Here is a 15,099-nt window from a genome sequence, read left to right as displayed (position 1 = left end):
CCGCATCGAGCCATTGAAATTGAGGGCTGCCATGACAACACCGTTAAGCATTGTGTCGGGGATCGCACTTGGTATGAGCCTCGCCACACCCCGACTCGGCATCGCCGATCCCGTCAACGCCCCGCCAACCGAACAGACGCTTGCCCAGCCGCCCGTCAACGCGCCAACCGTGACGCTTGCCGATTCCAACGGTGTGCAACCGACGCCGCGAACCTTCGCGCAGGCGATCGACGACGCGCTACGCCGGCGGGCCGCCGAGGCCGCTGCAGCGCAACCGGCAACGCAGACGTCGGGCGAGACGGTCGCGAACGCGCCAGGCGCGACTGCCGTCGACTCAAACGATACGCCACCGCCGACAACGCGCGCGGAGGCCTTCGCGAACGAACCTGCCGCAACCTTCGCGGATTCTGAGGGTACGCAACCGACGATCACTGGCCAGCCGTCCGTCAACGCGCCGCCCCTGACCCTCGGCGCTTCCGACGCTGCCCAACCGTCAATGTCAACGTCAACGCCAACGCCAACGCTCGGCCAGGAACTCCTCGACGGGTTCTATTCAAGGATCTATCTTATCGGCTACGGCATCGTGCAGGACCCGGTCAACTCGGGACTCAATCCAGACAATGCTTTAGCGATTCCTCGATATCAGACGGAACTGAACTTCAGGCCTGATTTCGATCTGAATTTCCGTCAGTTCGAATTTGGCATCAAGCCCCGCTTCACGACTTCATGGAGCAGGGTGCAAAACGGCGTCGATGCCAACACCGACACGACGACGGCTACCGCATACATCAATGAATGGATTGCCCGCTATCGCGTAACGAATCAGCTGTTAGTGAGCTATGGACGCGAAAACCTGCAGTGGGGACCGTCCCAACTGCTGTCCCCGTCTAATCCCTTCAACCAGAATAACGGCAAGAACAATCCGGCTATCGAGCAGCCGGGACAGGACTACGGCAGGGTCGTCGTCATCCCGAACTCCTCCTGGACCCTGTCGCTGATCGCGAACACCGGGGTCGGCCGTCTCGAAGATAGTGGCGAGGAAACCGGTCCGTTCCACAAGGCGTATGCCGCGAAGCTGGATTACACCGCGGACAGGGGCTATTTCTCGGTGATCGCGTCCAAACGCGAGACGACGCCCTACAGGATCGGCTATTTCGGTGGCTGGACCGTTTCCGACGCCCTGCTGACGTATTCGGAAGGCAGCGTAGCGGTATCGCACAATTCGTCCACACCGCGCACCGATTACGACATACTCGTCGGCGCCGCGTACACGCTTGCAGCCGGCCCCACCATTACCGTCGAGTATTTTCATCACAACATCGGTTGTAACGGTTCGCAGATCGATCGGTGCGTATCGCCAGCGAACCTCGATCCAACCAATCCTTTACCCCGCAGAGACTACGTCCTGCTGCAGTATGTCGATACAAAGATCTTCCATAACCTCAACCTGACGGTGCGCGTTATCCAGGATCTTAACGACCACTCCACCGAACTCGTCTCCGATCTCGAATACGAAGTGGGTGAGAACTGGCAGCTGTATCTGGTTCCGTCCGTCACACGCGGACCGAGCAGTAGCGAGTTTGGCAGCCTGTTGCGGTATTCCGTGTTTGCCGGCGTTGCGTTCACATTCTGACGCCGCGCGAGAAAAGGTCATCGAGATATGCCCAAAATGCCCCTTCCCCTTCCTCCTCCCCCAACGCCGGCGCCCGACGCGCCACCCGAGGCGCCGCCCCATGAATACACGATCGACGAACTTGCACGTGTTGCCAACAGCACCGTCCGTAACGTGCGCGCGTATCAGGATCGCGGCCTCCTCGCGCCGCCGAAACGGCGTGGGCGCGTCGGCGTCTACGACGACAGGCACCTCGCGCGACTCAAACTCATCAACTATCTGCTCGCGCGCGGCTACACCCTCGCGAACATCCTGGATCTGATCACGGTCTTCTACGAGGGGCACGACTTGCGTTCGATCCTGGGGCTCGGACCGGAGAACGACAACGACGGGTCGGGCGAACATCCGGACCAGGATCCGCTAGGCGAACTCGAGCAGATGTTCGGTGATAAGGCGTCGCTAACGATGCTCGCCAAAGCGGTCGATCTTGGACTGCTGGAGCGCAACGGTCCGCCCTCTGCTGCGACGAGTCCCGCCGCGCTCGCGGAGCTGCTCGATGCTGTGCGCGTCGTGCGCCCGCATTTCACAGCCATCGCAAAGTCGCTGGTAGACCTGGTCATCCGCCAGCTCGCCCGCTATGATGCCGACCCACTGCGACCGGCCGCCGACACGCCCATGCTCATCGAGGCGATCTGGCGGATTTGGCCACTCGGTATGGTGCTCGTCGAAAGTGAAATGAACCGGGCACTCAAGGAAGTCTCCGACGCCTATCTGGCCGACCGCGTCGCGGCCATTTTTGAAACGCTCAGCGTGAGGTAGCGCTTCGCGTGTTCGACTCCCATGCGATCCTGCTCCACCTGGCCGCCACGCATCGCAGGTTCTTGCCGGCCACGCCGTCAGAACATGCGGAAATGCTCTCCTGGCTGCTGTTCGTCGCGACCGGCCTGTCGCCCTTCTCGGGCCACGCGGTGCACTTCCAGCACCACGCGCCGGCGCCGCTTGCGCACCGGACAGAACCGCATAGGCTCTACGGCAGGCGCAGCCCACACCTCTCACCGCCCACTTTCAATCTCCGGCATCGGCGCGAATAGCGCGTCGAGATCGTCGTCCGAGAACTTGGCGGCGCCGGCCGCGTCTTCGGAGAGAATGCTGTCGGCGAGTCCCGCCTTCTGCTCCTGTAACGCCACGATCTTTTCTTCGATGCTGCCCGCGGCAATCAGCTTGTAGACGAACACAGGCTTGTCCTGCCCCAGCCGATGCGCGCGGTCGGTGGCCTGATTCTCGGCGGCGGGGTTCCACCACGGATCGTAGTGAATCACCGTATCGGCGGCGGTCAGATTCAAGCCCACGCCGCCTGCCTTCAGACTGATCAGGAACAGCGGCACCTCGCCCTGCTGGAAACGCTCGACCGGCGTGATGCGGTCCGCCGTGTCGCCGGTCAGGATCACATAGGGAATCGCGGCTTCCTCGAGCGCTTCGGCAATCAGCGACAACATGCCGGTGAACTGCGAGAACAGCAGCACGCGCCGTCCTTCCTCGATCAATTCAGGCAGCATCGACAGGAGCAAATCGAGCTTGGCCGAGCGCGTAACGCGCGCCCCCCTTTCGGCTTTGTCCGCTTTGTCCGCTTTGTCCGCCTTGTCCGCTTTGCCGCGCCGCTCATTGCCGCGCTTCTCGCCAGGTTCGCCCTGCTTCTCGTCCACCTGGATTTTCCGCACGAGGCGCGGATCGCAGCAGACCTGGCGCAGCTTGAGCAAGGCGTCGAGCACGATAATGTGGCTGCGCGCGAGGCCCTGAGCGCTGACCGCCGCACGCACCCTCTCCTGCATCGCCGTACGCACTGTTTCGTAGAGATCGCGCTGCGCGCCTTCCAGATCGACCGAACACAGAATGGTGGTCTTGGCCGGCAACTCCTTCGCGACCTCGTCCTTACGCCGGCGCAGCATGAACGGCCGGATGCGGCGGGCCAGCAGCGCGCGGCGCACACCGTCGCCGTTTTTCTCGATGGGATTGCGCCAGCGTTTGGTGAAATCTTTCTGGCTGCCGAGAAAGCCCGGCAACAGAAAATCGAATTGCGACCACAGTTCGCCAAGGTGATTTTCCAGCGGCGTCCCCGTCAAACACAGCCGATGCCGCGCGCGCAACCCGCGGATCGCCTGCGCGGCTTTGGTCGTTGCATTCTTGACGTACTGCGCCTCGTCGAGGATCAGCAGGTGGTAGTCATGCTCGGCGAGCACCTTCTGATCGCGCCACAGCAGCGCGTAAGTCGTGAGAATCAGTTCGTGCTCGCCGATCTGTTCGAAGCGCTCCTTGCGCTGCGGGCCGTTCAGCACCAGCACGTTCAGTTCGGGCGCGAAGCGGCGCGCTTCCTCGCGCCAGTTGTGCACGAGCGTGGTCGGCACGACGATCAGCGCGGGACGGTCGAGCCGCCCCGCTTCTTTCTCCGCGAGGATGTGCGCGAGCGTCTGCACGGTCTTGCCGAGACCCATGTCGTCGGCGAGCACGCCGGCCAGATCGTGTTCGCGTAGAAACTGCATCCAGTTCAGACCCTGCTGCTGATACCCGCGCAACTCCGCTTTCAGGCCACGCGGCACCGGCACCTCATGCAAGCCCGGGCCAGCCTGCAGACGGCGCGCCAGTTGGCGAATCGAATCGTCGCCCTGGAATTGCCAGCGGCCCGTGCTGTTCAATGCTTCGAGCCGGCCCGCATCGACGGACGGCACGCGCAGCGGCGCGCCTTCCGCTAACGTGCCGCCCAAGGCGTCGAACAGGTCGACCAGCACGCGCACCACCGGCTTCAACCGGTCGGCGCGCAGACGCAGACGTTTGTTTTCTTCGGTCTTCAGCTCGATCGGCTCGTCGTCGGCGATGGCTTCGAGCTTGCCGCCGAGCCAGCGCCGGTCGCGCCGGAACAGATCGGCAAGCAGCGGCTCGAGCCGCACGTTGCGCTCGCCGATGCGGATGCCCATCTCCAGATCGAACCAGCCGTCGCCCGCCTGCTGCGCGGTGCCTTCGATCGCATCGATCTCGATGACGTTGTAGCGGAATTGCGGCGCCATCGTCACGCGCCAGCCTTGGCTCACGAGGTCAGGCACGGCGTCGTTGACGAAGGCGGACCAGGATTCGGCATCGGGCAGGCCGAGCATCGTATCGGGCAAAAGCCGCGATGCGTACACACGGCTCGTCGGCACTTTCTGCAGCCCGGTCTTGCGCAGTTCGAGCAAGCGCTTCTTCTCGGCCTCGTAGCGCCGGCGGATATGGATGACGTCGCCGCCCGGCATCGGCACAAGCGTGACGCTGCTGTCGACATTGATGCTGACGCCGTCGTAATCGAAGCTGACGCCGGCCAGCTCAACGGCCTCGGCTTTGCGTTGCCCCGTCTTGCCCGCAGACGGCAGCGCATGGCTATTGAGCGTGAGCACCGGCACGGGATCGACGTCGATCACGCGGATCGAGGAGGCGTCGTGCGTGGGCGGCAGCGGCAGGTCGGGCGCGATCTCGCGCAGCACCGCGGCGACGAGCGGCGCTTCGGCTAGCGAGATCGGCGGCATGGCAAGGTAATCGGGCAACTGCTGGAACGGCAGTGACGATTCGACGATGCCCGCTTCATTGGCGATGCCGTCGACGTACCAGACCGGCTCGGTGGGCAGCACCATGGTGGCGCGCGGCTCGGTGCGCAGCACGGGCCGCAGGCGTTCGTCCGCCAGCGGCTCCCATTCGATCCGTCCGGGCCGGTCGGCGCCGCGCGACAGCGGAGTCGGCCCATCGTGACCCGGCGCCGGCTTGAACTCGAAGAACAGGCGACCCGTGGCGATCAGTTTTTGCAGCATCTCCGCGCCGCTCGTGCCGCGCAGAATGAACTGCCCGAAGTCCTCGCGCGAGCGGCCGAGCCACAGGCCGCGCAGGATCGACAGGTCTTCGTCGGAGACGAATCTGGGTTGCTTGAGCAGGGCCGCTTCCACATTGCCCCAAGGCTCGTCGACTTCGACAATCGTGCCGTCCGGCTTACAGCGCGCCCGGTACAACACCACCTCATGGCGCAGGTGGAACCTGGACCAGTTCAGGAGATAGGCCAGCGTTTGGGTGCGCGCGGCGGCCGCCTTCTGGGCGACCGCATCGGCGGCCTCGGCGCGCGCGCGAAAACGCTCCAGCCAGCTGACCAGTTCGGGACGCACGCCAGACGGCGACTGCGCTGTCGCTCCTCCGGACGGCGCCTGCGGGTAGCCGCCGAACGGGTGCTCATCGGCGCCGATATCGACGCGGGTGATGTGGTCCATCTCGTCGTGATACTCGAGCTCCGCGAGCAGCAGCGCGGCGACATGCTTGCAGTTGCGGCCGACCGGGCAGCTGCAGTCGCCCTGCGCCCACGGTGAACCGCCATCGGTACGAAATCGCACTCGCGTGCGGTAGGGTTGGCGTTGCGTGCCTTGTACATCGCCGCTTAGCGTGTCGCCGCGCCACTCCACCTTCGTGACTGCGCCAACCGAGCGCGCCTTGGCGACGGTGTGGTCACCCAGCCATTCCGTAATCCGTTCCCGATCGAAGAAAACTGACGACATCAGGGTCCATTCCTTTTCAAGCCGGCGAAGGCGACGATGCGTGGACACGGAAGCCGCGCGGCAGGCGATGAATGGCGACTGCCCGCGCAGTTTCGGTCCAGCATGGATTGCCCGTGGTAACCCGCCATTTTACGCGTTGGACGCAATCGGCTGTGGCGGCGGCTTTGAGGGCTGAGAAAGGCGTCGAAAGCGCGGCCGGGACTGGTTCGCCTGACTCGCCGGCCGATCAGCGGCCCGACTTCTCAGGGCGCAGCGCCTGTCGGCAGGTTGGCATGATCACCGTTTCCCGCATCCGGCGCGGCACCGCCTTGCGCAGGCGCTCCGACGCTCACTTCCAGCCCCGCCGCAGCAAACACCTGAGCGAGCGCGGGAGCCGGCGCCTCGTCGGTGACCAGCAGATCGGCCGCATCCGGGCCGAAAGCGTGCACCAACGCGCTATGACCGAATTTCGCGTGATCCGCCGCCACCACGCGCCGCTCGGCCTGCGCAAAGGCCGCGAGCGAAAACGCCACGTCGGCAGGCAGCGCGTCCATGAAGCGGCCCTGCATGTCGATTGCGGTGACCGAGACGATCGCGTAGCGCACGTGGAACTGACGCAGGAAGGTCAACACGCTGTCGCCGAAAGCGGCGGAGTCGTCGGCGCGCAGTTCGCCCCCCGCGATGAACACCCGATTGCCGTTGCGCGGCGCCAGCAGGCGGGCCACTTCGATGGAATGGGTCACCACCGTGAGCCGCGAGCGCGCGCAGAGTGCCTGGGCGATATGCAGGCAGGTCGTACCGCCGTCGAGAATCAGCGAATCGCCGTCGCGCACGAGTTCGCCGATGCGCGCGCCAATCGCCTGCTTGCCCTTGCGGCTTGCCACCATGCGCCGCTGGAACGGCGGCTCGTCGAGACGCTCGGGCAGCATGATGCCGCCATGGACCTTGATGAGCAGGCCATCGGCGATTAGTGGCTTGATATTGCGGCGGATGGTCTCGTCGGAAACCTCGAAGCGGCTGGCGAGATCACTGATCGTGCAGGTGCGCTGCTCGCGGACGAGCCTCAGGATTTCGGCTTGGCGTTGGGTGGAGAACATAGGATGGAGACCGGGATGACGGCACCCAGTCTAGCAAACACCTCATAGTTCACCAAGAAATCCCAACGAACTCCCATACAAACCCACATGCGGCGCACTGAAGTTCAGCCCGCCCTCACTTCCGCCAGCAGCTCCGGGTGCCGATCCAGCACCTTCAACAGCTTGATAAGCGCGAGCGGTGGCCTGGTCTTGCCATTCTCGTACCGCGAAAAAGCGTTCACCCCGCCGCCGAAAATTTCTGCTGCCTCGCGCTGGTCCAGATCAAGCTTCTTGCGTACGGCGGAAATGAAGGCGGGATCCACTTGCGATGCATTCACCTCTTTGTTGAAGGCCAGCATCATTTGACCCGTGCGGGTCGCCTCGTCCATGTCGAGCACCGCCTCTTCGCATGCCGGGCAATAGTCGCCAGTGACGGCCTCGAAGATGGCCGTCTCCCCCTTGTAGACATAGCGCATATTGCGCGTATCGCGCACCAGTTCGGCCGCTCCGCAGTTCGGACATTTCATGCTCAGCACTCCTTGAATGACACGACGAGGACGTCATCGACCACCGTCAATTTCAAATAGACCATGCCTGCTTCAGTCACGGCGCAGTAGACGTCCTGCCAGACCCGGTGATCCGCGTACGTGGTCATGCTTTTTCTGAATTGGCGCCGATCAAGCGACATCAACGTTTCGACGATTGCTGCAGGTCCGAGGCCGAGTGCCGCAGCCCCAATCACGGCCGATTTCGTGATTCTGACCTTCCCTGCGCGCACCAGGCCCTGGACATCTGCCAATTTGCAGTGAGGCGTATTTTTTTCCACTCTGGCCTCCGATCGATATTAACCTACTTGGTTACAAAAAGGTAGCGCCGCCGTCTCTTGCCGACGCATCCGCGACCTCCTTTGATCCCAGATCAGCCAAATCGATCGTTGCTTTTTGCCAAATTTTGTCGCAATCTACGCGCGTTAATTCAACTCATTTCCACAAATGTCCACATCCATTCCAGCCCACGCCCGCGTCGTCATCATCGGGGGTGGCATTATCGGCTGTTCGGTCGCCTATCACCTCGCCAAACTGGGTTGGACCGATGTGGTTCTGCTCGAACAGGGTCAGTTGTCGTGCGGCACGACCTGGCACGCGGCCGGCCTCGTCGGCCAACTGCGCGCGCAGGAAAGCATGACCAAGCTGATCCGCTATTCGACCGCGCTCTACGCCGAACTCGAAGCCGACACCGGCCTCGCAACCGGCTGGAAGCAATGCGGCTCGCTCTCGGTGGCCCGCACGGCCGAACGGATGACCCAACTCAAGCGCACCGCCGCCGTCGCGCGCGCCTACGGCGTAGCGTGCGACGTGATCAGCCCGCAGGAAGCCGGCGATCTATGGCCGGTGATGCGCACCGACGACCTGCTCGGCGCCGTCTGGCTACCCGGCGACGGCAAAGCGAATCCCACCGATCTGACCCAGGCGCTCGCCCGCGGCGCCCGCACGCGCGGCGCACGGATTGTCGAAAACACCCGCGTCACGGCGATTCATACGCGCACTGCGCTCGAAGACAAGGCAAACGGCACAACCGGCGCGCGCGAAGTCAGCGGCCTCGCGTGGCGCAACAAGGACGGCGAAGAAGGCACAATCGGCGCGGATATCGTCGTGAATTGCGCAGGCCAGTGGGCCAAGGCGGTCGGCCGCCTGTGCGGCGTGACCGTGCCGCTGCACTCGGCCGAGCATTACTACATCGTCACCGAGCGCATTGCCGGCGTGCATCCAGACCTGCCCGTGATGCGCGATCCGGACGGCTTCATCTATTTCAAGGAGGAAGTCGGCGGCCTCGTGATGGGCGGCTTCGAGCCGAACGCGAAGCCGTGGGGCATGAACGGCATCCCGGACAATTTCGAATTCCAGCTGCTGCCCGACGATTGGGATCAGTTCGAAATCCTGATGGAAAATGCACTGCAGCGCGTGCCCGCACTCGAAACAGCGCAGGTGAAGCAGTTCTACAACGGCCCGGAGTCGTTCACGCCGGACAACAACTTCATGCTCGGCGAAGCGCCGGAGTTGCGGCGCTTTTTCGTCGGCGCGGGGTTCAATTCGATGGGCATCGCGTCGGCGGGCGGTGCGGGCATGGCGCTCGCCGAATGGATCGTCGCAGGCGAACCCACGATGGACCTGTGGCCGGTCGACATTCGCCGCTTTGCGCGCTTTAACGGCAACGACACCTGGCTGCACGATCGCGTGAAGGAAACCCTCGGCCTGCACTACGCCATGCCCTGGCCGAACCGCGAACTCGATACCGCTCACCCGTTCCGCCGCTCGCCGCTCTACCCGATGCTGCACGACCAGGGCGCGAGCTTCGGCAGCAAGATGGGTTGGGAGCGTCCGAACTTCTTCGCGCCAAGCGTGGCCGAAGCAAAGATCGACTACGCCTTCGGTCAGCAGAACTGGCTGCCATGGAGCGGCGCCGAGCATCGCGCCTGCCGCGAAGGCGTGGTGCTGTTCGACATGACCTCGTTTTCGAAATTCCTCGTGAAGGGGCGCGACGCGCAAAGCGTGCTGCAAGGCATCGTCACCAACGATGTTGCCGTGCCGACCGGCACCACCGTCTACACCGGGATGCTCAACGAGCGCGGCACCTACGAGTCCGACTTCACGTTGACCCGCCTCGCCGACGATCAATACCTGATCGTCTCGGGCTCGGCGCAGACCACACGCGATTTCGACTACATCGAGAAGTCGATCCCGCACGACAAGCACTGCGCGCTAGTCGACGTCACCGGCCAATACGCGGTGCTGGCGGTGATGGGCCCGAGCTCGCGCGAGCTGCTGCAGAGCATCTCGAAGGCTGACTGGAGCAACGCGGCATTTCCGTTCGGCCAGAGCCGTGAAGTGGATATCGGCTATGCGACGGTGCGCGCCACGCGGCTCACCTACGTGGGCGAACTCGGCTGGGAACTGTACGTGCCGGTCGAATTCGCCGCGGGGGTCTACGAGACGCTGCAGGCGGCAGGCAAACCGTTCGGCCTCGTCAACGCGGGCTATTACGCCATCGATTCGCTGCGCATCGAGAAAGGCTACCGCGCATGGGGCCGCGAACTGACACCGGACTCCACCCCGTTCGAAGCAGGTCTCTCGTTCGCCTGCAAGCTCGATAAAGACATTCCGTTCCGTGGCCGCGAAGCCTTGCTGAAACTGCGCGCGGAGCCGCTGCGCCGACGCATGGCCGTACTCACCGCCGACGGCGCCGCCGATCGCATGCTATGGGGCGGCGAGGCGATCCTGCGCGACGGCAAGCCAGTCGGCTTCGTCAGCTCGGCCGCCTTCGGCCATACGCTCGGCTGCCCGGTGGCGATGGGCTACATCAACAATCCGGACGGTGCCGCGGACACGGCGTATCTGAGCAGCGGCCGCTACGAGATCGACGTGGCCGGCGACCTTCTGCCTGCCACCGTGCATCTCAAAGCACCCTACGACCCGCGCTCAGAACGTGTCAAAAGCTGATCGAACCGGAACCGCTCCTGCCCCACCTTGAAAACAGCTACATCCTGAAGCTGTCGTGTCCCGATCGGACGGGTATCGTGCACGCGGTTTCGCATATGGGGCAGGACGCCGTGGCGCCGGTCGGCGGTCACTCGGATACGCGCCCGGTCAGTGCGGACAGTTCGGTGCTTTTAAGGGATCCGCCCCTGTGTTCAACTTTAGTACACGAGGGCGCAGATAACGAATAGTTTCGAGAGGGGCGCGTCGCCGATGCCCCCTCCACGGACTATCGTTGCGTGATGAACTTGGCGCTTACGTACCCGTCGAACGTCTCACTACCGCCCTCGACACCAATGCCACTATCTTTAATGCCGCCGAATGGCGTCTCGGGCAGTGATATCCCGAAGTGGTTGATGTTTACCATTCCGGCTTCGATGGCGTTGGAGACGTACGTTGCGGTGTGCAGCGACCCCGTGAACACGTAGGAGGCCAGGCCAAACGGAAGGCTATTGGCACGACGGATCCCTTCGTCGACGTCCTTGAAACGAACGATCGGCGCGATCGGGCCAAACGGCTCTTCACGCATCAGCTTTGCGCTGTCGGGCAAGTCCGTAATGAGAGTAGGTGGAAAGAAATGGCCTGTACGCTGCAGCGGTTCGCCACCGAAAAGCACTTTACCTCCCAGGCGTCTCGCATCCTCCACAAATGCTGACATCGCCGCGACGCGCCGCTCGTTGGCCACCGGCCCCATGTTGACGTTGGCCTGCAGACCGTCATCGACTTTCACAGATGCGAGGGTATCCCGAAATATCGAAACGAACTCATCGTACGCGCCCTCCTGTACAAAGAAGCGCGTCGGAGAAACACAGACCTGACCTGCATTGAGGACCTTGAGTTTGGCAAGCATCTTTGCCGCCCGGGGAACGTCACTATCGTCGAAGACGAGAACTGGCGCATGCCCACCGAGCTCCATGGTCACTCGTTTCATGTGGCTCCCTGCCAAGGCGGCCAACTGTTTGCCGACTTCGACGGAGCCGGTAAAAGAAATCTTGCGGACGATCGGAGACGTGATAAGCCGATGCGATATTTCGGCAGGCTTGCCCCATACGATGTTGAGACAACCTTTGGGCAATCCGGCATCGTGAAACAGCCGCGCAATCGCCATAATCGCGCTTGGCGACTCTTCAGGTCCCTTCAATATGAGCGTACATCCGGCGCCCAAGGCAGCCGCGACTTTCCGAATAGCCTGGTTAAAGGGGAAATTCCACGGCGTGAACGCCGCACACACGCCAACGGGTTCGTGGACGACAATCTGACGGATAGATGAATGGCGCGCTGGAATAACTCGGCCGTAGATGCGTCGACATTCTTCCGCGTGCCAATCGACGTGATCTGCGCATGCCAGAACCTCGGCTTTGGCCTCCGCGAGCGGCTTGCCCTGATCCAGCGTGATATTGCGCGCAATCACGTCTACTTCATCCCGAATCCTTGCCCCTACATTCCGGAGAATCGTTGCGCGGTCCATCGCGGACGTCTGCCGCCATGATTCGAACGCGCGATGCGCAGCAGCGATGGCACGGTCCAGGTCCACTTCATCGGCATGCGGGAGATGAGCGATTGTTTCGAGGGTGGAAGGGTTTAGGACGTTCTGACTCGATCGCGGCCCTCCGTCGATGAACTCGCCGTCTATATACAGAGATAACTTTTCATACATAATTTGTAAACTCAGTGACTTTCAAAAGAGATCCAACTTCAGCGCCTCGCGCATGTTGCCATGTTGCTGGTAAGACGTATGCCACGCAAAGGCGCTCTCCAGCAAATGAGGAGTGTGTCCGCCGCGAGTTCCGGCTCTCGTAACGTAGTCACGCAGTGCGTCCCGGTACAACGGGTCAGCGCAATTGGTGATTATCTGCTGTGCCCGTTCGCGCGGCGCAAGGCCTCGTAGATCGGCCAGTCCGTGTTCGGTCACGAGGACGTCAACATCTTGACCGACGTGGTCGACATGCGACACCATTGGCACGATGCTGGAAATGTCACCCCCCTTCGCCAAGGATTTCGTCACGAATACGGACAGGTATGCGTTGCGTGCATAATCTCCCGAACCACCCAGGCCGTTCATCATGTGCGTGCCGCAGACGTGTGTCGAATTCACGTTTCCGTAGATGTCACACTCAAGAGCTGTGTTCACTGCAATGACGCCAAGCCGACGAATGATCTCGGGATGGTTGCTGATTTCCTGCGGCCGCAGGAGGATGCGAGACCTGTACCTCTCGATATCATCAAAAAACCGCGCCTGATATGGTGCAGATAACATGAGCGCCGACGCGCAGGCAAAATCAACACACCCCGCGTCCAACAATTCAATTGCACTGTCCTGCAGTACCTCTGAGTACATGCGCAGACCACGATAGCCAGAATCGACCAGCCCATGTAGAACCGCATTCGCAATGGAACCCACACCTGCCTGGAGTGGTTGCAACGACGGTGGCAGCCGCCCTACCCTGACCTCATTTGCAAAAAACTCGCTCAAATGTCCCGCGATCTGCATTGTTTCGGCGTCGGGCGGTTGAATCTGGTTTGGACTGTCACCCTTACGGGTTATAACGATGGCCGCAATCTTCTCGAGATCCACGGGAATATACGGTAGACCAACTCGCTGCTCTGTTGCCGTTAGCGGAATTGGCAAGCGGTGGGCGCGTGGACCCGGTGCGTAAACGTCGTGCAACCCTTCCAGCGTGAGCGGCATGTCAAGATTGATCTCAACAATTACCTGCTTTGCGAGCGACGCAAACACGGCTGAGTTTCCAACCGACATGGTCGGTACAATGCCTGCTTCTGTCACTGCGACGGCTTCGATGATGGCGACGTCCACCGGACCTAGATAGCCGTCACGCAGTTGCTCCGCCATCTCTGAAAGGTGAAGGTCGAAAAACATGACCTCGCCAGCGTTGATCTGATTACGGAGCGTCTTGTCGGACTGGTAGGGCATGCGCCGACGAATGGCCTTAGCCTCAGCTAGCACACCATCGCTGTCGTACCCGCCCGATGCCCCCGTCATCAAATTAATCCGCAGTCCCTCTCGCGCTCGGGCAGCGAGAGCGCGCGGCACAACCTTGCAGTCGCCCGCAGCCCCAAAGCCACTCGTCCCGACAGTCATACCATCATGAATCAGTGACGCCGCCTCCTCGGCTGTCGTTATTTTGCTGCGAAGCAGCGGCAATCGAACACGGTCCTCTAACAATTCAGTCTCCTTTAATCTCGCGTCAGTTCGTGCAGGACGGTATCTGTTGTTCACTGCCCACGAACCGGCAGCTAACGTCGCTCCACGAAAGTGTAGTTAATGTTTTGTCATTCTCAGTACGATTAATTATCATAGAAGGTATTCGATTTTTTCCGACTACAAGCAACAAGCATGTCTATAGATATCCGCGCCCTGCGCTATTTCGTCGAGACTGTAAAACTCGGCAGCTTTACACATGCCGCTGCCGCAGTGTTTGTCACCCAGTCGACAATCAGCAAAATGGTGCGCCAACTCGAGGAGGAGATCGGTCAGCCGCTTTTGATCCGTGAAGGAAGGAAGGTCCACCCCACCGACGTAGGGCGCGTCGTTTATGAACGTGGGTTGCAGGCATTAGGCGTGATCCGCGAACTGCAGCTCGAGGTTGCTGATGTCGCTCAGCTTGGCCGTGGTGAATTGACCGTAGGCATGCCACGAATGGGCAACCTTTTTTTCCCGGCTGTCGTGAGTGAATTTCGACGACGTTACCCAAAGCTTGAGCTATGTCTCGCTGAACATGGGGGTAGCGTTCTCGAACAGAAAATCATCGGCGGCGAACTGGAAGTGGCCGCAACCGTACTGTTTTCGGGTGGCATCCAGGAGAAACTTGCCTCGCGGGTCATCGCGCGTTACGCGATATACGCGGTCGGCCCTCGGAATGTACCGTGGGCTGGCCGGCCTACCGTGGAGCTCTCCACATTTAAGGACCAGCCGCTGGTTCTCCTCGAGGAAGGATCCGCCTTGACTCGTCGGCTTCGCTCAGCGTTTCGCGAGTTAGACATCGAGCCCCATGTGGTGGCCCAAAGCGGGCATTGGGAATTTCTCGCGGCGTTGTCCGAAGCGGGGCTCGGGACAACATTCTTACCTCAACCATTTCTGGCGCGATTAGACGTCAGTGGGCTTTCGGTTGCACGGGTCACGGAGCCAGAACTGGAGTGGACCCTGGCCAACATCTGGTCACACGACCGCTATTTGTCCCACGCTGCACGCGCGTGGCTAGCATTATGCGCAGAAGTGCTCGAGGCGCAATGACCCTCGGGGGAATGGCCCGGCTTCAAGAGACGCGCACGACACCTGCGGTAGGCGACGCACAGGCCCGAAGGGCCTGCAAAGAGGGGCA

Annotated in this window: 10 protein-coding genes; 4 read left to right on the top strand and 6 right to left on the bottom strand. The window is 61.8% G+C overall.

The features are described from left to right. Positions 1-31 precede the first annotated feature (31 nt). Together AYM40_RS25060 and AYM40_RS25055 are read left to right on the top strand one after the other, a co-directional pair. Positions 32-1,633: a hypothetical protein gene (locus AYM40_RS25060; RefSeq protein ID WP_148662294.1), complete on the top strand. Its 1,602-nt coding sequence runs from the start codon at positions 32-34 to the stop codon at positions 1,631-1,633. 27 nt (positions 1,634-1,660) lie between these two features. Continuing rightward, on the top strand, positions 1,661-2,431 hold the full coding sequence (locus AYM40_RS25055; RefSeq protein WP_082855285.1) for a MerR family transcriptional regulator: 771 nt from the start codon (positions 1,661-1,663) through the stop codon (positions 2,429-2,431). Between the two features lie 233 nt (positions 2,432-2,664). On the opposite strand, the gene AYM40_RS25050 is transcribed toward AYM40_RS25055, so the two are convergent. The 4 genes from AYM40_RS25050 to AYM40_RS25035 all read right to left on the bottom strand — a co-directional run bounded on the left by AYM40_RS25050 (position 2,665) and on the right by AYM40_RS25035 (position 8,052). Beyond that, entirely contained in the window at positions 2,665-6,171 is a 3,507-nt protein-coding gene (locus AYM40_RS25050) for a DEAD/DEAH box helicase (protein ID WP_063498894.1), read from the bottom strand. A 242-nt stretch (positions 6,172-6,413) separates the two neighbouring features. Continuing rightward, positions 6,414-7,247: a DeoR/GlpR family DNA-binding transcription regulator gene (locus tag AYM40_RS25045; RefSeq protein WP_063498893.1), complete on the bottom strand. Its 834-nt coding sequence runs from the start codon at positions 7,245-7,247 to the stop codon at positions 6,414-6,416. Positions 7,248-7,351: 104 nt separating this feature from the next. Beyond that, positions 7,352-7,753 (bottom strand): type II toxin-antitoxin system MqsA family antitoxin, encoded by a 402-nt coding sequence (locus AYM40_RS25040; protein WP_063498892.1) that lies wholly within the window; start codon positions 7,751-7,753, stop codon positions 7,352-7,354. Positions 7,754-7,755: 2 nt separating this feature from the next. Beyond that, entirely contained in the window at positions 7,756-8,052 is a 297-nt protein-coding gene (locus AYM40_RS25035; RefSeq protein ID WP_063498891.1) for a type II toxin-antitoxin system MqsR family toxin, read from the bottom strand. Positions 8,053-8,218: 166 nt separating this feature from the next. Between AYM40_RS25035 and AYM40_RS25030 the strand changes: the two genes are divergently transcribed. Continuing rightward, the gene (locus AYM40_RS25030) at positions 8,219-10,723 is read left to right on the top strand and encodes a GcvT family protein (RefSeq protein WP_063498890.1); all 2,505 of its coding nucleotides are present in this window, start codon (positions 8,219-8,221) and stop codon (positions 10,721-10,723) included. A gap of 265 nt (positions 10,724-10,988) precedes the next feature. On the opposite strand, the gene AYM40_RS25025 is transcribed toward AYM40_RS25030, so the two are convergent. Beyond that, a complete protein-coding gene (locus tag AYM40_RS25025; RefSeq protein WP_063498889.1) occupies positions 10,989-12,416 on the bottom strand; it encodes an NAD-dependent succinate-semialdehyde dehydrogenase in 1,428 nt (475 codons plus the stop codon). Between the two features lie 21 nt (positions 12,417-12,437). Next, complete coding sequence (locus tag AYM40_RS25020; RefSeq protein WP_063498888.1) at positions 12,438-13,943, bottom strand: acetyl-CoA hydrolase/transferase family protein; 1,506 nt, start codon at positions 13,941-13,943, stop codon at positions 12,438-12,440. Between the two features lie 171 nt (positions 13,944-14,114). Here AYM40_RS25020 and AYM40_RS25015 point away from each other — a divergent pair, with 171 nt between their 5' ends. Then, a complete protein-coding gene (locus tag AYM40_RS25015; RefSeq protein ID WP_063498887.1) occupies positions 14,115-15,011 on the top strand; it encodes a LysR family transcriptional regulator in 897 nt (298 codons plus the stop codon). The last annotated feature ends 88 nt before the right edge of the window (positions 15,012-15,099 follow it).

Source organism: Paraburkholderia phytofirmans OLGA172 (assembly GCF_001634365.1).
Lineage (GTDB): Bacteria > Pseudomonadota > Gammaproteobacteria > Burkholderiales > Burkholderiaceae > Paraburkholderia.
The sequence above is the reverse complement of the archived record's forward strand: the minus strand, read 5'-3'. Positions and strand labels throughout refer to the sequence as shown.